Origin of the sequence: Paenibacillus sp. ACRRX, from assembly GCF_022346885.1 — a bacterium.
GTDB lineage: Bacteria > Bacillota > Bacilli > Paenibacillales > Paenibacillaceae > Paenibacillus_B.
This window is the reverse complement of the sequence record NZ_JAKRNK010000008.1, coordinates 211,960-231,779: the sequence shown is the minus strand read 5'-3', so window position 1 is coordinate 231,779 and position 19,820 is coordinate 211,960. Positions and strand designations below refer to the sequence as shown.

General features: G+C 45.8%; 19 protein-coding genes and 1 riboswitch. Of the genes, 15 read left to right on the top strand and 4 right to left on the bottom strand.

Going from position 1 to position 19,820, the window contains the following annotated elements; genetic code table 11:
• Positions 1-230: 230 nt before the first annotated feature.
• On the bottom strand, positions 231-1,079 hold the full coding sequence (locus MH117_RS21405) for an EcsC family protein (protein WP_239332288.1): 849 nt from the start codon (positions 1,077-1,079) through the stop codon (positions 231-233).
• Positions 1,080-1,303: 224 nt separating this feature from the next.
• Here MH117_RS21405 and MH117_RS21400 point away from each other — a divergent pair, with 224 nt between their 5' ends.
• From MH117_RS21400 to MH117_RS21370, 7 genes are all read left to right on the top strand, one after another.
• Complete coding sequence (locus tag MH117_RS21400) at positions 1,304-1,822, top strand: DUF2179 domain-containing protein (RefSeq protein ID WP_239332286.1); 519 nt, start codon at positions 1,304-1,306, stop codon at positions 1,820-1,822.
• A gap of 141 nt (positions 1,823-1,963) precedes the next feature.
• Positions 1,964-2,097, top strand: a riboswitch (cyclic di-AMP (ydaO/yuaA leader).
• 369 nt (positions 2,098-2,466) lie between these two features.
• Positions 2,467-3,639, top strand: a complete 1,173-nt coding sequence (locus MH117_RS21395; protein WP_239332284.1) for an ABC transporter ATP-binding protein — start codon at positions 2,467-2,469, stop codon at positions 3,637-3,639.
• A 4-nt stretch (positions 3,640-3,643) separates the two neighbouring features.
• Complete coding sequence (locus tag MH117_RS21390) at positions 3,644-4,303, top strand: ABC transporter permease (protein WP_239332282.1); 660 nt, start codon at positions 3,644-3,646, stop codon at positions 4,301-4,303.
• Between the two features lie 33 nt (positions 4,304-4,336).
• A complete protein-coding gene (locus tag MH117_RS21385; protein WP_239332280.1) occupies positions 4,337-5,239 on the top strand; it encodes a glycine betaine ABC transporter substrate-binding protein in 903 nt (300 codons plus the stop codon).
• Between the two features lie 25 nt (positions 5,240-5,264).
• The gene (locus MH117_RS21380) at positions 5,265-5,957 is read left to right on the top strand and encodes an ABC transporter permease (protein WP_239332278.1); all 693 of its coding nucleotides are present in this window, start codon (positions 5,265-5,267) and stop codon (positions 5,955-5,957) included.
• A 230-nt stretch (positions 5,958-6,187) separates the two neighbouring features.
• A complete protein-coding gene (locus tag MH117_RS21375) occupies positions 6,188-7,633 on the top strand; it encodes an MDR family MFS transporter (RefSeq protein WP_239332276.1) in 1,446 nt (481 codons plus the stop codon).
• Positions 7,634-7,816: 183 nt separating this feature from the next.
• Positions 7,817-8,248: a DUF6157 family protein gene (locus MH117_RS21370; RefSeq protein ID WP_239332274.1), complete on the top strand. Its 432-nt coding sequence runs from the start codon at positions 7,817-7,819 to the stop codon at positions 8,246-8,248.
• A 174-nt stretch (positions 8,249-8,422) separates the two neighbouring features.
• On the opposite strand, the gene MH117_RS21365 is transcribed toward MH117_RS21370, so the two are convergent.
• Positions 8,423-9,103, bottom strand: a complete 681-nt coding sequence (locus tag MH117_RS21365) for an MOSC domain-containing protein (protein ID WP_239332272.1) — start codon at positions 9,101-9,103, stop codon at positions 8,423-8,425.
• A 162-nt stretch (positions 9,104-9,265) separates the two neighbouring features.
• On the opposite strand from MH117_RS21365, the gene MH117_RS21360 reads away from it, so the two are divergent.
• From MH117_RS21360 to MH117_RS21335, 6 genes are all read left to right on the top strand, one after another.
• The gene (locus tag MH117_RS21360) at positions 9,266-10,210 is read left to right on the top strand and encodes a helix-turn-helix domain-containing protein (protein WP_239332270.1); all 945 of its coding nucleotides are present in this window, start codon (positions 9,266-9,268) and stop codon (positions 10,208-10,210) included.
• A gap of 432 nt (positions 10,211-10,642) precedes the next feature.
• Positions 10,643-12,385 (top strand): ABC transporter substrate-binding protein, encoded by a 1,743-nt coding sequence (locus tag MH117_RS21355; RefSeq protein WP_239332268.1) that lies wholly within the window; start codon positions 10,643-10,645, stop codon positions 12,383-12,385.
• Positions 12,386-12,452: 67 nt separating this feature from the next.
• Positions 12,453-13,406 carry an ABC transporter permease gene (locus MH117_RS21350; protein WP_239332266.1) on the top strand — a complete coding sequence of 318 codons (954 nt, stop codon included), beginning with the start codon at positions 12,453-12,455 and terminating at the stop codon, positions 13,404-13,406.
• A 75-nt stretch (positions 13,407-13,481) separates the two neighbouring features.
• On the top strand, positions 13,482-14,408 hold the full coding sequence (gene opp4C, locus MH117_RS21345; RefSeq protein WP_239332264.1) for an oligopeptide ABC transporter permease: 927 nt from the start codon (positions 13,482-13,484) through the stop codon (positions 14,406-14,408).
• A 13-nt stretch (positions 14,409-14,421) separates the two neighbouring features.
• A complete protein-coding gene (locus MH117_RS21340; RefSeq protein ID WP_239332262.1) occupies positions 14,422-15,408 on the top strand; it encodes an ABC transporter ATP-binding protein in 987 nt (328 codons plus the stop codon).
• Entirely contained in the window at positions 15,401-16,411 is a 1,011-nt protein-coding gene (locus MH117_RS21335; RefSeq protein WP_275444763.1) for an ABC transporter ATP-binding protein, read from the top strand. The genes MH117_RS21340 and MH117_RS21335 overlap by 8 nt, the downstream gene beginning before the upstream one ends.
• Before the next feature lie 219 nt (positions 16,412-16,630).
• On the opposite strand, the gene MH117_RS21330 is transcribed toward MH117_RS21335, so the two are convergent.
• Positions 16,631-17,338 carry a M50 family metallopeptidase gene (locus MH117_RS21330; RefSeq protein WP_239332260.1) on the bottom strand — a complete coding sequence of 236 codons (708 nt, stop codon included), beginning with the start codon at positions 17,336-17,338 and terminating at the stop codon, positions 16,631-16,633.
• Positions 17,339-17,416: 78 nt separating this feature from the next.
• Here MH117_RS21330 and MH117_RS21325 point away from each other — a divergent pair, with 78 nt between their 5' ends.
• Positions 17,417-17,572 (top strand): hypothetical protein, encoded by a 156-nt coding sequence (locus MH117_RS21325; protein WP_239332258.1) that lies wholly within the window; start codon positions 17,417-17,419, stop codon positions 17,570-17,572.
• On the opposite strand, the gene MH117_RS21320 is transcribed toward MH117_RS21325, so the two are convergent.
• Positions 17,552-18,625: a hypothetical protein gene (locus tag MH117_RS21320; protein WP_239332256.1), complete on the bottom strand. Its 1,074-nt coding sequence runs from the start codon at positions 18,623-18,625 to the stop codon at positions 17,552-17,554. The genes MH117_RS21325 and MH117_RS21320 overlap by 21 nt on opposite strands.
• A 298-nt stretch (positions 18,626-18,923) precedes the next feature.
• Between MH117_RS21320 and MH117_RS21315 the strand changes: the two genes are divergently transcribed.
• Positions 18,924-19,787 (top strand): sugar phosphate isomerase/epimerase family protein, encoded by an 864-nt coding sequence (locus tag MH117_RS21315; RefSeq protein ID WP_239332254.1) that lies wholly within the window; start codon positions 18,924-18,926, stop codon positions 19,785-19,787.
• Positions 19,788-19,820: the final 33 nt, after the last annotated feature.

Here is a 19,820-nt window from a genome sequence, read left to right as displayed (position 1 = left end):
TAACTGACTTTACGAATATAGGAAGCTGATATCCAATTGAAGCTGCTCTGCTGCGAGAGTGTCCTACCGCGTCCATTTGTGACTTGCTATCCTAGCTGTGCTGCTGCGCCTGTCAGTGCTTTGTTAGATAAGCTGTGCTACCGCTGCATTATCTGTGCTTTACCTATCCAGGCTGTGCTTAAATGCGTCCATGCTTCGCGTCAGCTCAACTCCACAGTTCCTTTTATGCTTTAAGAAATCTCCCCATCCTCATTGTCCATCTCCTGAAGCATCTTCAGCACGACTCGTTTCCTATACATCATCTGTGCCGTCTCCGCCACATCATGAATGAGCGAACGATTCATAAAGGAGCCAAACACCATACCAGCTATCGGAATCGCCTGGAACAATTTTTTCCATCCAAAATTATCAGTAAAGGCGATCATAGTCTCGCGCCAGCCCTGCATCTCTGACAGTGCCTCACGATCGCGGTCAGCACGATGGAATTCGGTGAGCTCTTTAAGAATCGCCTGCTTACCCACAATATCAGACGAAGCAAACTGCATACATTTTACAACAAATACACGTTCTTCGCGTTTATTCGGATCAAATCCATAGCTGATTGCTGTCTCCTGAATGACCTTGAGCGATATGCCCAAAATCGCAGGAATATCAATCGCCAGCGTGAATATGCCGCCAAAGCCTGTCGTAGCGCCTTGGGCAAAAGCAGCAGTTTTATGGGATTCCCGCAGTTGAGACGCGACTTCGTCGCGTACCGCAAGAGGAACATGCTGAACATCGTCGATACACGCAACGGTTAGACCTTGCTGAGGAGCGGTCTTCTTCCAGTGGCTTTCAATTTTGTTTAACACGTGCTTTTCTTGGATTAAATAACGTCCCCCTGTGTGCAGGTAGCTGCCGACTTCATCTAGTACCTGACCAACTTTGCGCTGCAATATTTTAGGGCTAAGCTTGTCAATTATCATAAACGGGATACGCCCAATCTTCTCCCAAAACCAGAGATCACGCTGTTCTTTTTCCCACTTTTCAATTTCCATTTTGGCCTGCAGTAGTGTGTCACGTTGCTCGTATGTCGTCATAATGACCTCCTGATAGGATTCACGAATTGGCTAAGGCGGTTCTCGCTTTGCACGGTCTGCAACACAAGAAGCATTCAACTATTAATAAGGAGTTGTACGTGTAGACAAGCGCATTGTTTCAACGAAATGTATGAAATATCCTGTTTTTGTTCCGTTTGGAATGTAGGCTGTCAGGGTAATGATGAAGATATAAACTAAGGGCAGTTCCAAGGAGAGAGAAATTCATGGTAATAGGGTTATTGGTTTCTATTTTTATCATCCAAATCGTTTACGTCTCCTTTTTCACACTTCGGATGATCTTAACCCTGAAAGGGCAGAAGTATTATGCCGCTGCGCTGAGCTGTGTCGAAATTACGATTTATGTGCTTGGTTTAAACATGGTGCTCAAGTATTTGGATCAGCCGATAAGTTTGATCGTATATGCACTTGGTTATGGATTGGGTGTGTTAGTTGGATCTTGGATTGAAGAAAAGATAGCGCTTGGTTATGTCACACTGCGGGTGATTGTAAACAATCCAGAGAGTGGTTTGCCCAACCATCTGCGTGATCTGGGTTACGGTGTGACGACTTGGATTGGGAGCGGGCGAGACGGACATCGGTTAATGCTGGAGGTACTGGCACGCCGTAAAAATCAAAAAAAACTATATCAGTCCATCATGGATGTGGAGCCGCGCGCATTTATTGTGACATCTGAGCCGACGCGTCTTCATGGGGGCTTTTGGGCGAAGGCGACTATGCGTTAGCGATATCCTTTCAGGGGGTTCTACATAGGTGTTTTTATGTGATTATAGGTGCTGGGCTTATTACGTTCATGGCTTAAATAAGCGAAGGATATGAGCTCAAACATTTGACCAAAGTTGACTATATGCACAAACCTATATATAATATTACATATGCTTAATTCCCAACCAAGGGAAGCGGGGGAACCGTTTCATTGGGGCGAATCGCCATTATGGCGTAGGAATCCATCTTTTCCGAGCCCGTCAGCTAACCTCGTCAGTAGGAGATGGGTCTATTTATGATCATTTGGCTTAGGACCCGAACGTGATTTTGGGTTCTTTTTTGCATTTACAGACCCTGATGAATCGGATGTCATGATGACGATCCGTTTGTTCGGGGTTTTCTTATTTCGGATTCCCGCGCAAGTAGCACTCTTTATTACCCGTGTTATTTCTCTCCAGGCCCATCTCTTTTATTAACTGGCACTGCTCTGCACAAATGTAGAATTAGAAAGGAGGTTTATGAACAAACTGGCTATAATCGCATTTTTTCGAACGAAAAGCACGGCGGCAGTTTTCATTTTTGATTGAAAATAAACGGATAAGTTTAAGGATACAAGGTGTCTGCACGTGGCTTAGAACAGAATAGATAGAAGAGGTGACTGTAAATGATTGAACTGCAGCAGGTAAACAAAGTATATGATGATGGATTTCATGCTTTAAAAGATATTAACCTCACGATCAAAAAAGGTGAGCTTACCGTCTTTATTGGCCCGAGCGGCTGTGGCAAATCCACTACCATGAAAATGATCAATCGCTTGATTACCCCTTCTAGTGGTAAAGTGCTTATTAATGGCAAAGACATTTCCGAACAGAACCCGGTTGAGCTCAGACGGAATATAGGTTATGTGATCCAGAACGTTGGTTTGTTTCCGCATATGACCATTGCGAGAAATGTTGCAGTGGTGCCGCATTTGAAAAAATGGGAGCAGGATCGCATTCAACCGCGAGTAGATGAATTGATGCGGATGGTTAATTTGGACCCTGAGGTTTACCGTGATCGATATCCATCTGAGCTGAGCGGGGGGCAGCAGCAGCGTATCGGGGTTATTCGCGCATTGGCCGCTGATCCGGACATTATTTTGATGGATGAGCCGTTTAGCGCATTAGATCCGATAAGTCGCGAACAGCTTCAAGAGGAACTGAGTCGTCTGCAAGAGGAGCTACATAAGACGATTATATTTGTTACCCACGATATGGACGAAGCCATAAAGATCGCCGATACGATCGTGATGATGAAGGATGGAGAGGTTGTTCAGACGGGGTCACCTGAATCAATACTGCGCTATCCCGCAAATGACTTCGTTCGCACCTTTATCGGGCAGAAACGGATGGAGGAAGGACCGCAGGGAGAGCCGCTGCGTCTATCTACTGTAGATGACGTGATGGTTACGCAGCCGGCGACAACATATCCCAACCGTGGATTGGCAGAAGCCGTCAAAATTATGGAAGGGCGCAGGGTTGACTCCTTGTTTGTAGTAGACCGCTTCCGCAAGCTGCTTGGTATCGTGTCCATTTATCGTGTGCTTAATATGTTTAACGAGGAAAATAAGACGGTCGGTGACGTCATGCGTCCCATTGGCTATCAGGTCGCTCCGGGTACATCACTTCCAGTAGCTATTGAGATGATGAGCAATCACAGATTAACAAACCTGGCCGTGGTAGATGACGATGGTCGTCTGCTTGGACTGATTACGCGGGGCAGCATCGTTAAGCATCTGAATGAAGTTTATCCGACGATTGTGGAACAATTTGCTTCTAGCCTCGGAGAGGAGGCCTAGACCTATGAATAACTTGGTTTCCTTTTTTCAAGAACGAGGTGCTGATATTGCAATCGCACTTCAGGAGCATTTGGTCATCACTTTTGCATCCGTATTGCTGGGCTGCTTGCTGTCCATTCCATTAGGTATTTTACTTGTATATAACCGTTTCAAATGGATCAACAGCATCGTGTTTTTCTTTGCAAACTTACTGCAGACCGTACCAAGCTTGGCATTGCTCGCCATTCTTATTCCCTTTCTCGGCATAGGCATGAAGCCTGCGGTGGTAGCCTTGTTCCTGTATTCCATCATGCCGATACTGCGTAATACGTATGATGGCTTTGCTTCTGTAGATTCCAGTGTGCTGGAGTCGGCAAGGGGGATGGGGTATGGAACGATGCAGCGTATTTTACGCATTCAATTTCCACTGTCACTACCTTATGTAATGTCGGGAATTCGCATTACGACAGTTTACATCATCAGCTGGGCTACGCTTGCGACGCTGATTGGTGCTGGCGGTCTTGGGCAGCTTATCGTATCTGGACTTGGCGTGAACAAGTTGGAGCTGATTGTGACGGGAGCTGCGGGAGCAATCCTGCTGGCGCTGCTTGCTGATGCTCTGCTTGGCTGGATGGAGCGTTTGTTAACAAAACGATTCGGACGGACAAGTTCGATTGCTGCATAAAACCGAACTAGAGCACGAGGAGGAGGAAACGGTATGCTACGCAACAAAATAACAGCCGGACTTACAGGTGTCATGCTTATGATATCGGTACTTCTGGCTGGCTGTGGCACAGAGCACCAATTTATTATCGGAACACAGACATTTACGGAAACGAAGATTTTGGCTGAAATGTATAAGGCACTTATCGAAGATCGGACGGACATCAAGGTCAAAGTGATTCCAGACCTAGCGTCCAGCACCGTTGTTCTAAATGCAATTAAAAATGATGACGTGCAGTTAGGCACCTTGTACAGTGGCGAGATTTTTAACAACCATTTCCCGATTGAAGAGACAAAGGATCGCGATCGTGTGCTGCGGCAGGCAAAAGAAGGTTTCCATAAGTATTGGGGTCTCAAGTGGTTTGATTCGTTAGGATTTGAAAATACGTATGCTTTCACAGTTCGAAAAGATTTAGCGGATGAGAAAGGATATAAGCAAATTTCGGATATAAGCAAAGATGCAGCTGATTTGCGTCTCGGGGTAGACACGACATGGCTCGAACGAACAGACGTTGGCTATCCAGCATTCCGAAAAGCTTATCAATATAAATTCGGGAAGTCGTATCCAATGGAGCAAAGCTTAGTCTACCAGGCAGTTGGGAACAATCAAGTGGATATCGTGGTGGCGTACTCAACAGACTCGCGCTTAAAGGCCTACAATCTGATTACATTAGAGGATGATAAGCAGTTTTTCCCACCCTATGATGCGTCGCCAGTGATGCGCGAAGATGCCTTGCAGCAGCATCCGGAAGCGGCAAAGGCCATTGAGGTGCTGATTGGCAGCATTGATGTGAATACGATGATCAACCTGAATTATCAGGTCGATATGGAGAAGAAGAGTGAGCGCGAGGTTGCGCTTCAATATTTGCAAGACAAAGGGCTTTTGAGTAAGAAATAGTGTATAGACAAGAAAGGAGGATACAATGGGAGATTATCAATGGTCGATAGCAGATTTGTTAGCTTACATGAGTCGTAATTCGGGTATGCTCTGGGAGTACTTTGTATCACATGTTGTGATGGTGCTGAGCGGTCTCGGGTTAGCGATTGTGATAGGTTTGCCTTTAGGGATATTATGTTCGAAAAATGAAAGGCTGGCCAAATTCATTCTAGGAATTACAGGCGTGTTGCAGGTTATACCAAGCTTAGCTTTGCTAGTGCTGCTGATGCTCGTATTAGGGCTCGGCAGTACAACCGTTATTATTGGTTTGCTGTTCTATTCATTAAATCCAATCGTAAGGAATACGTACGTGGGACTAAAGCAGGTGAACCCAAGCTATATTGAAGCTGGACGCGGGATTGGCATGAGTCCGCTGCAATTGCTGATGAAAGTTCGCTTTCCGCTTGCGCTGACGTACATGATGACAGGGCTGCGGATCGCAGCTGTCATTGCGATTGGGGTTGTCACGATTGCGCCAATGGTTGGCGGAGAAGGACTTGGTCGCGAGATTTACGCGGGCATTAACAACCAGAACCCGCTGCGCATTTATGCGGGGGCGATCCCCGCTGCATTGCTTGCAATTGTGGCAGATATCGTACTGGGCTACTTCCAACGCAAGCTTAAGTTTGACGAGCGTAAGGTGAAGCGTCAAGGAAATAAGAAAATTAGCACTACGTAAACAACTTACACCTTTTGATGGATGCATGCTCGTTTAGGAGCACTTGCTATCTATACGAAAGGTGTATTTTTAATGCATGTATTTCGGATTCTAGAAGGAATTTATCCCTTTTTCTTACGTTTTATATGTAAATGTTGACGTATTAATTCAATACTATTACACTGGGATAAGTAGTGAAAGTCGGTAAGGACGATACCAAACGGATACAAGTGAATGGTGGAATGTGAGTTATGAATGAAGAACGATTATCCAAGAAAACGTTTTGGAGCATTATGTTTGCTATTTTCTTTGGCAATTTCCTTGCTGTATTAAGCACAAATACCGTTAATGTTGCGCTGCCTGTACTCATGAAGCACTTTGACGTGGAGCTGCCGTCTATTCAATGGGTACTAACAGGGTTTATGCTGGCAACGGGTACAGTGGCACCTGCTGTAGGATATTTTGCTAACCGGATTAGCACGAAGCGGTTGTATTTGTTTGCGTTAAGTGGCTTTGTGCTAACCTCAGTCTTATGTGCAATATCTTGGGATGAACATAGTTTGATTGCATTTCGAGTGCTGCAGGGGTTGTTCAGCGGTATTATTATGCCAACAACGATGACTATCGTATATCAGATCATACCGCGGGAGCAGCAAGCCTTTGGCATTAGCATTTGGAGCTTGTCCGCCATGCTTGCACCTGCTATCGGGCCTACGCTGGCGGGATGGATCATCCATGTTGCCGATTGGCATTGGCTGTTCTGGATGAACGTGCCGATCGGATTAGTGGCACTGCTCACTGTCGTTAAGTTTATTCCGATGTATCGCATGAGTGAGCAGCAGCGATTCGATAAGCTTGGCTTTATTATGGTTATAACAGGAAGCCTGCTGCTGCTGCTCGCCTTTGGCAATGGACAGGGCTGGGGCTGGACTTCTATGAAGACGTTGGGCTTTATTATAGGGGGGCTGTTGATTATCGGGCTGTTTATACGCCGTTCTCTGAAACAGGAGCATCCTTTGCTCGAATTCCGTGTATTCCGTTATTTACGCTTTTCATACTCGATGCTGCTGGTCAGCATCATCACGATCAGTCTATATGCAGGTGGTTTGTTAACGCCCTTATTTCTACAAAATGTACAGGGTGCATCTGCGTTGACAGCCGGACTTATTTTGCTTCCCGCCTCCTTGCTGATGGCGTTGTTAATTCCTTTTACAGGCAGATGGTACTCAAAGTACGGCCCGGTTAAACTGATCGTAGTTGGTCTCCTATTTATGGGCTGTGGCACTTACATGCTCAGTCGGCTAGATGTAAACACGCCTCATTTGGAAATTACACTATGGATGGCACTGCGTAATGTAGGAATAGCACTTGCTAATACGCCGGCGATGAACGCAGGGATGAGCGCTGTAAAAAGGGAATGGTCCGGCTACGCCTCGTCCATCAATAGCTGGATTCGTCAGGGACTAGCCTCGTTGTCCATTGGCTTGTTCTCGTCGCTGCTGGCGGCCCGTACCATTTCGTATGTTGCGGAGCTTAGCACTACGGGAGGCGACATCGCGATAATAAAGCCAATTGCGTATACGCATGGTATTAATGATATTAATTTTATTAGTTTTATCATGACTCTGGTGGGAATTCCAGTAGCTTTCTTGCTTAAAGAGCGAAAGGGAAAGATTGCGCAGCAGATCGAGGAATAAAGGAAGGACTTGTTGTCATGCTGCTTCATCAGGAGCAGCGTGATAGTAGGATATGATGAACGTTCTAAGCCAACGCGGCGGAAAGGACGTTCTTTTTTTATATCGACAAGGAGATGACATTCATCGATATGAATGATTATTTTGGGTTATAATGGTAGTGAATTTAGAGAGGAGATTATGCATATGGATTGGAATTACTATAATACGTTTATTACAGTAGCACCAGATTGTCCGGTTCAATTTGGAACTATGCCTCCTGCTAAGAAGGATGGTATGTCCAAACATGGAATTGAATATGATCTCATTGCTGAGCATCCCTATGAGTATACACAAGAGGAACTACTTTTTCAGGTTCATATTCGACATAAGGCCATTCCAGCGGATGAGTTGAAGTTGTGTGATGCCGAGCTTAGACAAGAGTTCTTTAACAAGCCGAAGGCTTGTCTCGGAGCTTCCATGCTGTCCAAAAAGTTTGGCTGGGGTATTCATTTTAACGCGGAGGGCAAATTGGCGCTTGTACCGATGGAATCTCCTGAATACAACCGTTTATTAGAGAACGGAGACGGAACATTACAGATTGTGTCTGCCATGCGTAACAAAAGTAAGAATAGATAAGTATAGGACTTTATTTATATGCTGATATGTTGACTGTACAATTCATTATAAAGATGTTGAACTTACAAACCAGTGCTGCGATTTGGAACACACTGGTTTGTAAGGCGCATGTACACGCTGCTTATGGTGGGCTGCACGATAGAATCGCTTGTACACCAACTACTGGGTTTAGCTTTACGTGCCTTGAATCCGCGCAGACGTATCTTGCGAGATTCCTTGCAGCCGCTTTGTCAAAGTTGCACGCCAACTGGCGGACAGCGCGGTATTGGCGAGCATACGAGCAATCCCTTCCTCACCGTGCTTGTGATGATGCATCACGTCATTGGCATATTGAATGGATATGGCGGCATCATCTGGCTGAATTAAGGTCAGCATATCTTCTGGCCTCACGAATCCAGGCTCTAGCACACGCAAATAATAGCCTGTAAATCCAGTGTCCTGCATCCATACTGGGATTTCCTTCATATCGTAACGCGCGGCAAGCTTAAAGCATGGCTGACGAGGCTGTGTCACCTGTACGATTGCTTCCCCAATACGGAACGTGTCACCGATGTGGACGTCTGTCTCTATCAGTCCGCTAGTCGTCAAGTTCTCCCCAAACGCCGCATGCGGCAATTCGCGATCCCATTCCCGCTGCCAGAAGGCATAGTGCTCACTGGCGTAGACGCAAATCGCTTTGTCGGGCCCACCATGGTGCTTCGTATCTGCGACGCCATCTCCTTCAAAGCCAAGCTCCTGCAAGTGTATAGGCAGCTCAACAGGCTGCTTGACCATACCGGAACGAACTGACTTGCCGTTATAAGTGAGCGAATCAGTTGGCAATGCGACATTTAATGAAATAATTGTAGCTTGCATGAACTGCCTCCTTAAGATAATGTTATCCAATTTACATGTATGAGTTGGTAGGTTAAGCTTGTTATATGTCCTAACAATAAAGTGTTGTATTGGCATGACCTAATCTAGTTAATAATATAGTGCATTTGCCATTAAATGAACAGTATAGTCAGGGTGATAAAGTTGTCGGATCAGGAGCATAATCTAGCACCGTTGCAGTCCCGAAAGGAAGATGTCATTTTTTATCGGGCTGAGAGTGAGATCGGAACGCTGCTTCCATTTAAAGTATACCGTTGGAATAGAGCTGGTGGGAGTATTCGCGATCATACCCATGATTATTTCCAAATTTGGTATGTCGTCAAAGGAGAGTTCATTCATACGATTAATCAGCATACCTACTCCATGGTCAAAGGGAATATCTTTGTAATTCCTCCTTATGCTGTTCACCGGGTTGATCTGGTGCCCGGTCAAGATATCGATATCATCGGCTGCGAGTTTTTGCCTCATTTTATTGATGAACAGTATCAGCCGCATAGCGGGGGCAAAGACAGCTTTGATTATTCCTACCTAGAACAATTTATGTTGGATGAGGAGCATGTGACCCCTAAACTAGCGCTCAGTGGAGAGACGGATCTTGAGGTGTCCCGTCTACTTCATGACATGCTGGATGAGTTCCAGTCTGGCAAGCGTTATTATGAGCTGGTGCTGAAAGCAAATTTGTTGAAGCTGATGTCTGTCATTATGCGGGAAATGGCACGACAGTCAGGTCAATCGAATGAGGAAGATGAGCGGGTAGAGAAGTTTAGGGAACTAATGACAGCAGCTATTCACTATATTCATGAGCATTACAATGAAGAATTACGGCTTGAGAAGCTGTGTCGCAAGTTCAGCATTTCCAAATCGTATTTTTGCGCCTTATTCAAGCGCTTCACAGGAAAGACTTATAACGACTATCTGATCGATTATCGCGTTCATCAAGCTGCTGCGATGCTTATTGACACTGACATGACGGTAACAGACATTTGTTTTCAAGTCGGATTTAATGACGTCCCGTACTTTTCACGTGTGTTCAAGCGCCAGACAGGTGTGACACCGACCCATTTTAAGAAAAATGCATCATCCGTATAGTGGCGCGAAACATAAATTCATATTGAATTTATGTCTTTATCTTAGACTACACATTAGTAGACGGGCACAGTTGGATGGGGCTTTGATCTTGACCCATACAATCCATAATATGTTGATGTTAAGCCGTTTAACTGAGGTCAAATAAATAACCAGACACTTAAAAATGTATATAACGTATCCAGAGTGGAGTTTACACTTCTAAATAACTGCGAAAGCGAATAACCCTTATACAGTATAGGGTTGTTCGCTTTTTTGTTGTGTGCAACGGCACGATGCTGTGGAAGGAAAGGCGATGAATTGAAACAGGTGGAAAATTTTAAGAAAAGATGGGTTTACATTTATTAACTATAGGTCTATAATGAGGTTCATTGAATTCCTAGTTAACTGATAGGGATTATAAATAATAAACATATGTTTTCAGGGAGGGTCACTATGAAGAAATTATTGATTACCTTATTGTCGATCACAATGGCAAGCAGCATCCTGTTGGCAGCTTGCTCCAATGATAGTTCAGCACCTGCTTCAGGCAGCGCACAGTCAGCCACAGCAGACACAAAAGGAACGGAAAACAGCAGTACAATACCTGCGGTAGCGGAGCTTACGGCGCCAATTGCGGCGAGTGACCTCTCCAAGCTTCCAGCCCAAGCGCAAAAACGGACCGACACGATTATTGTAGGTCTTACAGACCCAAGTGGTGCTTTTACACCTTATTTCCAACAGAGCGGTTATGACGGCAATGTCTCCTCCGTACTGTACGCGTCACTTGTAACGGTTGACGATAAAGGACTTCCGATTCCAGATCTTGCAGAAAAGTGGGATATATCCCCGGACGGCCTTACTTATACATTCCATCTCCGCAAAGACTTGAAATTCAGCGATGGCACACCGCTCACCGCGGATGACGTTGCTTTCACGTGGACGCTGATCCACGATAAGTCCTACGACGGGCAAAGCGAACTGCTGACTACGATTGCGATTAAAGGCGGCAAAGCATACAAAGAAGGCAAGGCTAAGTTGATTGAGGGCATTAAAGTTATTGATCCAGAGACAATTTCAGTCACTATTGATAAGCCTAATGCTAAGGGACTGACTATACTAGGGAGCGAAATTTTGTCCAAAGCTTATTATGGAAAAGATTACAAGTTCGGCAGTCTCGATTATATCAAGAAACTGCATGCGACTCCTGTTGGTACTGGTCCATACAAGCTGGAAAAGTTTATTCCAGGTCAAGAGGTACGATTTGTAGCAAATGAGTTCTATTACAAAGGCAAACCGAAGACAGAGCACTTTATTTATAAAACAACAGAAGGCGATACATGGCAATTTATTGAAACTGGTGAACAGGACTATGGCAGCTTCCAAGCTACGCAAGAAAATATTGATAAGTTAAAGGGGCTTGGCTTCCTTAACATTATTCCTTACACAGCTAACAACTATGGCTATTTGCAATTTAACTTGGAGCATCCAACTCTTAAAGATAAGAAAGTTCGCCAAGCGCTGACATACGGTCTGGATCGAAAAACGATCTATGTCGACGCGAACCAAGGTGCTGGACAGATTGCTAATATTCCGGCGTCACCAATCTCATGGTCCTATACGGAAGAGGGAATTAACCCTTATAACTACGAGCCAGAGAAAGCAAAGCAGCTGCTTGATGAAGCTGGATGGAAGGAAGGCGCTGACGGTATTCGGGAAAAAGATGGCCAGAAGCTGAAAATTCATTTCATTGGTTCGAAAAGCAAAGCGACGGATATCTTTATTGCTGTGGCAAAAGAAAATTACACGGCGATCGGCGTTCAGCTGGAAGCTGAGCAGTTTGCGGACTTTAATGCGCAAATTGCCAAGTTCGAGAGCGGAGACTTTGATCTGGTATCCTTCTCTACGCCAATTCTAGGCGATCCTTCAGATGGTGTTATTTCCTTCGTGAATGGAGAAGTGAAAGGATATGACAATCCGAAAGTGAAGGAACTGTACGAAAAAGGCTTGGCAACGAGCGATAACGAAGCGCGGAAAGCGGTGTACAAAGAGCTGTATCAGGTCATTAATGACGATGCGCCATACATCTTCACTAGCTACCGAAAATTGGTTGTAGCTTACAATGGACGGATCGAGGGCTTGTCGATCAGCCCGCTTCGAGGTCTGTCTGCAAGCTTGCCTGACTGGAAATTAAAATAACAACTCCTTGCCCCCGGACAGATGCACTGCAAATACCGGGGGTGAATGACTTGCAAAGGAGACGGTCATGAGCACCTATTTACTGCGTAGATTCATGTATATGATACTCATATTGTTAGGCGCTTCGCTGCTTATCTTTTTGCTGTACGCGATGATGCCAGGGGACTTTGTCACCAATAACTTTAAGCTGCCCGCTGAACGCAAGGCAGAGCTGCGAGAGATATACGGCCTGAATAAGCCTGTACTTGAACGTTATATGAATTGGATGAACAATGCATTTCATGGCAACTTCGGATTCTCGTTGTCGCAGCAGAAGCCTGTTCTCACGTTGTTTAACGATTATATTTGGAATTCATTTTTGCTTGCCATTACGTCGACGTTCTTTACGTGGCTGCTGGCGGTTGTCATCGGCGTTGCGGCGGCATACAAGCAGTATTCTTGGTTTGATACGATGGTGATGATCTTTATATTTGCGGCGATGTCGATTCCCTCTTTCTTTATCGGGCTGTTTCTCATCAAGATTATGGCCGTTGACCTGAAGTGGCTGCCGCCGGGCGGCATGCTGGTTACGGGGAGTAACGCAACCGGCATGGAATATATAAAGGAAGTTGTCCATCATATGTTCCTTCCAGTTGTTGTAATGACGCTGCTTGGTGTTGGTTCGCTGACTCGTTATTTTCGCAGCAACATGCTGGACGTCATTCGCCAGGACTTTATCCGCACAGCACGCGCCAAGGGGATGAAGGAACGAGTTGTTCTTTACCGACATGCACTTCGTAATGCAATGCTGCCGGCGATTACGCTGATTGGCTTTGAGCTGCCAGGTTTGTTCGGAGGCTCGCTTATCATTGAGAAAATATTTAACTGGCCGGGAATCGGTCAACTGTATATGCAGTCCTTTACCGTCAGGGATTATCCGCTTCTTATGGGCTTTACGATGTTTATCGCCATTCTAACCGTGATAGGTACGCTTATATCGGACGTTTTGTACCACGCAGCTGATCCACGAATCAAGTTGTGATCATACAGAAGCGGACAGGGCAAAAGCATTAATCAGCAAGCATTTGTTAAACGCGCATTGCAGGGAGGTTTCACCATGTCATCCATTACTGGCGGATTGACGGATATGAAGCGGACAGCGGCAGCTCCGATTCGCTCTTCGTTATGGCGCCAAGCTTTCCGTCGTCTCCGTAAAAATAAGCTGGCTATGGCCGGATTTGCTTTTATTGTGTTTATGTTTCTGGTGTGCTTTATAGGGCCTTTATTCTCACCCTATGCCAACAACAAGATTAATCCAGCCATTATGAATCAGGCCCCCTCGTTTAAACATTGGCTTGGTACTGACTTGCTTGGACGGGATGTGCTGACACGACTGCTGCAGGCAGGTCGCATCTCCTTAACGGTCGGGATTGCATCGATGATTATCTCGGTCATTATCGGATCGATATTAGGCGCTGTTGCCGCTTATTACAGAGGTATTGTCGATCAGATTATTATGCGAATCGCTGACCTGTTATTGACGATTCCAAGCTTGCCGATCTTATTTATTCTCGGTGCGCTGTTGTCGGAATGGAAAGTGCCAGTTGAATACCGGATGTATATCGTAATGCTGATGTTGAGCTTTGTGGGCTGGCCGGGTCTTGCCCGTCTTGTTCGCAGCCAGATGCTCACGATCCGCGAGCGTGAATATATGCAGGCAGCCATTGTGCTGGGCTTAAATGACCGGAGAAAGCTATTTAACCATATGATTCCTAACATCGTACCACTGCTTATCGTTATTGCGACGCTAAGCATTGGCGGTGCCATCTTAAGCGAGTCTGTACTGAGTTTCTTTGGGTTAGGTGTTATGCCTCCCACACCTACGTGGGGGAACATGATTGATGCAGCGAACAACCTAATTGATTTTGAACAGCATCCTTGGCTGTGGATACCCCCGGGTGTGGCCATTTTTACGACGGTTATTGCAATTAATATTTTTGGAGATGGGCTGCGGGATGTGTTGGATCCTAAACAGAAGAAGTAAGGAATGACATCTGATGAAAAATAATGTAATCGAGATCGATCATCTCAGTACGTATTTCTATACAGAGGAAGGTGCCGTTAAAGCGGTTAATGACGTCAGTCTGCGTATACGTGAAGGTGAGACTGTCTGTATCGTGGGCGAATCGGGCTGCGGCAAGAGTGTGACCGCGATGTCCATTATGGGGCTTGTCGAGGAGCCAAGCGGCAAGGTGGTGGACGGGAGAATCCATTTTGAAGGAAGAGACCTGCTCAGCATCGACAAAAATGAACTGCGTCAAATTCGTGGCAACGACATCGCGATGATCTTCCAGGAACCGATGTCATCACTTAATCCGGTACTAACGATTGGCACGCAGATTATGGAGCCGCTGATGGAGCACCAGAAGCTAAGTAAAAAGGAAGCGCGCAAACGGGCGATTGAGCTAGTTGAATTGGTTGGCATTTCTCGACCAGAGCAAATTGTTGAGAGCTATCCGCATGAATTAAGCGGTGGTATGCTGCAGCGAATTATGATTGCTATCGCGATCTCCTGTCATCCGAAGCTCCTGATTGCCGACGAGCCGACGACGGCACTGGATGTTACGATTCAAGCGCAGATTCTGGATATGCTGCGCCAGATCAAGGAGGAATCCAACACATCAATCCTGTTAATTACGCATGATCTGGGCGTAGTAGCAGAGATTGCTGATTATGTAATCGTCATGTACTCTGGCAAAATTGTTGAGGAAGGCGATGTAGTCGAGCTGTTCGAGCACCCGAAGCATCCATATACGCAAGGGCTGCTGCGTTCCAAGCCTATCATCGGTCAGCGTCAGGAGGATTTGTATTCCATTCCGGGTCAAGTTCCTAATCCGCTTGAATTGACGGAATCGTGTTATTTTCATGACCGATGTGAGCATTGCATGTCGGTATGTCGTACACAGCAGCCTGTACTTCATCCGATGGCAGGAAGACAAAAAGTGGCCTGCTGGCTGTACGAGGAAGGTGTGAGCCATGGCTGAACTGACGATTGCGACATCTGAAAGGATTATGCCGCAGCAAGAAGCGCCTTTGCTTGAGGTTAGAGATTTGAAAAAATACTTCCCGATCAAATCAGGTTTGTTCAATCGGACGGTTGGTCACGTTAAAGCCGTAGATGGCATTAGTCTCACGCTGCAGGAGGGTGAGACATTTGGACTGGTAGGGGAATCGGGCAGCGGTAAGAGTACGGTCGGCAGATCGATTATTCGTTTAACCGAGAAGACATCCGGCGAGGTGCTGTATAAAGGGATCGATCTCTACAACATGCCAGAGAAAGAGCTGCGGCATTTGCGTCCCAAGATGCAGCTAATCTTCCAAGATCCTTACAGTTCGCTTAATCCGAGGGTTCGAGTTGGCGATGCTATTGGAGAGGCACTGCTTAACCACGGACTTGCGCCAAAAGAAGAAATTCGTGATCGGGTGTTGGATGTGCTGCAAGCATGCGGCCTTTCTTCATATCATATCGACCGTTTTCCGCATGAATTCTCGGGAGGACAGCGTCAGCGCATCGGCATAGCACGTGCGCTTGTGCTGAATCCCGATCTAATTATTGCCGACGAGCCCGTATCTGCGCTAGATGTATCCATTCAAGCACAGATTATTAATCTCTTCCGCAAGCTGCAGCTGACACGCGGGTTAACTTATTTATTTATTTCGCATGATTTGAGTGTAGTTGAACATCTATGTTCTCGGATCGGGGTTATGTACTTGGGGACGATGATGGAGACAGCACCGCGTGATGAATTGTTTAAGCATCCGCTCCATCCCTACACAAAGGCACTTCTGTCAGCGGTGCCTGTACCGATCCCGCGTTTGAAACGCGAGCGTATCGTATTAAAAGGCGACATCCCGAATCCGGCGAATCCGCCGGCAGGATGTAAGTTCCATACGCGCTGCCCATATGCGACGGACATCTGCCGTCAGCTCGTGCCGGAATTCCGGCACATGGGCAGCGAGCATTATGTAGCTTGCCACCTGGTCTAACTATACTCTGGTGTGCCGACTACAGTCGGACTGCGCAACCCCTGGCCTGCAAGGCAGGGGTTTTGTGTTGCTTGGAGGGAGGGAATGCTGTTGTTCGTTGGATTGGCCGAATTCAGCTTGTGCATTTGTTATCCGCCCGAGGAGTAATAAACAAAGAAGCCGCCAGCATCCACATGATGGAGCTCGCGGCCTTATGAGTAAGCAATAGTGCGAATGCTGCTAATTGCGTTGGTGCCAAGCGCTAGTTCGCACCTGCTCTCGTACTGGACGCGGCTTAAAGAACAAGCTCATCGACACACGTGCGCATGCGATGGTAGCCAGTACAAAGAGCAAGGACCAGAACAAAGCTGGAATGGCGGTCATACGCGCCAAGTTAGCTGCATCTCCTGCTTGCGAAGGACTTTGTACGGACAGCATCACCAGGATCAAGGGACTTAACACGGATTCCACAAGACAAATAAATGCAACTAGTAAATAATAAAACTCCTGCAGCCATCGCCAAGGGGCGAAGCACACCGCTCCGCTTAATAGAATAAATCCGATGCCCCACGTCACGCCAAACGAATTACGCAAGAAGAAGAGCAGACATACAGCGGTCAGCACGGTTAGTACGATCAGTCCTACTTGCGTCCTGCCGCGTGAATACAGGAAAAATAACAGCATGGCAAATAGTGCAGATGTAAGATAGCCGGCTAGCGCGATCGGTATGAACTGCCAAGCGTGAGCGGCTGAGGAGTAAGTGACTCCGCTGTGGTCAGCAAATAGATGAATGTACCACACTTTTCCTGACAACAGTAGTGTCATCAAGGCATGCCCGAATTCATGGATTAACGTATCCACACTTCTGAAAAAAGATGAAAACGGAATGAACCGTGTCAGCACTGCCGCGCCTACTATAAATAAAATCGTCTTCCACCAGCGATTCATCTCTTAACCTCCTGTATGTGCCACAATACGCCCTTCTATTGTAACGAAACGGGAGCGGGACATCACGTCATTTTTTATATGAATGGAAAAGTGGATGATGTTGAAAAAGATGGCATTGTACATGTATTAGAGCGGTTAACGGAACACGGGACAGGAGCAGAAGGATGTAAATGGATAAGCCGACGCCCCGTTACAGGGACATCGGCTTCGTTATTAGTCTTGTATCAGACTTAGTTTGAAGTCTGTGAAGTACAAATAAGTATTACCGTAAATCCACATATTCGCTTCAACAATAGGGGATTTAGAAGGATAAGTCCTATCTGGTTCACCCCAAGCCATCAAAACTTGAGTCATCTCCATTCCGACGGCTACTGTTTCGTTTTCAATATTCTTCCATACGCTTTGTTTCCAATTAAACACACTCTTTGGATTCTTGTTGTATAAAGGATACCTGTTACTCATTGAATCTACATCAAAAAGAGGATGTGATATCGTCGCTTGCGTTCCATTTTGCTTACGCAGCGTATAGAATAAGCTACTGTCCATAAACTTGATAGAAGTTATGGTGACTTTCTCAATATGTTTCAGATTAGAGCTGAAAGTTGCAGATGTCGAATTTTTATTTATCCATATGGTTTGGTTAAGCATCATGTTCTTTAATGCACGTAAACCTGTCTCGGATACATATTGATAGGGAATCGTTTCCGTTGTCCCGTCAGGCTTCATTACTTCGATGTTGTAATCATCAGGATCAACGGCAGATTTTGTGACGTCGATGATCCATCTGGAACTGAATTCAGAGGTGGGAAATATCTTTTTGCCAAAGTCTTCACGCAGGCTACCAGGCACAGTTGAGATATGAGAAACCAACTCGTCAGTCTTTGCTGCCCCAACAGCGGTATCCCACAGAAACAGCGATGTTGCACTTGATATGTACTTTCCTGTAATCGCGCTCATCTGCTGCAGCTTCTTAAAGGTGATATATGTCGTATTCTGGTGCAGAATCGTATTTTGTTTGTCGATGGAAAATGTTCCTTTATCGGTAACAACACGAATGGAAGGTCCATCATATTGAACGTTAATATGATCAAACGATTCGATAAGCCGGAGCGGAACGTAGGTTGCAGCATCGTTTACGATAACGGATTTGTAAGGTGATATTTGCAGCTTGCCGTTATAAAATGTACTAATTTCTTTATTCGTGTTGACAGGTTGAGCTGCTCCTGCAATAGGAGTAAAGCAGATAAATAAAACAAGTACAAGTACAAGCCAGTATGACTTTCTCATGATTTGAAGTTTCCCCCTATTTCTCTTATACAAGCTCTCCTATTATAAAATTACAACTCTATCATATCCAGTTATAAAATGGGAAAATATCCTGTTCGTCATGAAGCTGTATTCTTTGAATAAAGTGAATACAGTACGTAGCGGAATCAAATCTGTGTAAGAAAGTACAACATTTGTGGAACATAGTGCAATGGGTGTAAACGTTTTCGACCTATAATGTAGGAAGACAACACACAACTTGCGAGCGCTTGCATGAATGCTGAGCAGCGATTGCCCAACTTGGAATGGAGTGAGCCAGATGAAACTTGGAGTTAGTACTTATAGTTTGTACAACGCAATCCAGAACGGCCAATTGGATGTGCTTGGTGCGCTTGAATGGTTAAAAGAACAGGGTGCAGAACACGCAGAGATCGTTCCACTTGGATTTGATCTGCTGGATGATTCCCAATTGGCAGAAGATATTCGTGCGAAGGCAGAAGAAATCGGCTTGGAATTGTCCAATTATTGTATCGGTGCAAATTTTGCGGGACTGGATGAAGCTGCTTTCGAGGCTGAAGTGAAGCGGGTTCAAGCACATGTAGATGTTGCACACCGTTTAGGCGTAAAGCTGATGAGACACGACGTGGCCTCCAGACCACATGCAATGACAGGCACAGAATACTTCGAGCAGGACTTTCCGCAGCTTGTGGAGGCCTGCCAACGTGTAGCGGACTATGCATTACAATATGGCATCACAACAAGTGTGGAGAATCACGGCTTCTACTTGCAGGCAAGTGAGCGCGTACGGCGGCTCGTGTTAGCGGTGAATCGGCCGAACTTTAAGACAACACTCGACGTTGGCAACTTTATTTGCGTAGATGAACCGTCTTTGTATGCGGTGCAGCAGAACTTGCCGTATGCATCAATGGTACACTTGAAGGATTTTTATATCCGACCTGCTAACTACAATCCTGGGGAAGGCTGGTTTAACTCTTTGCACGGTCAGCATCTGCGCGGCGCGATTGTAGGACAAGGAGACCTGCCGATTAGCGACATTATACAAGTTGTAAAGAACAATGGGTATGACGGTTACTTCTCCATCGAATTTGAAGGTATGGAAGATTGTTTGCAGGCCACTCGAATTGCGATTGCCAACGCGCGCCGGCTCTGGGAGCAAGCGTAACGTAACAAACAAGATTAGATCAGGAATAAGCAG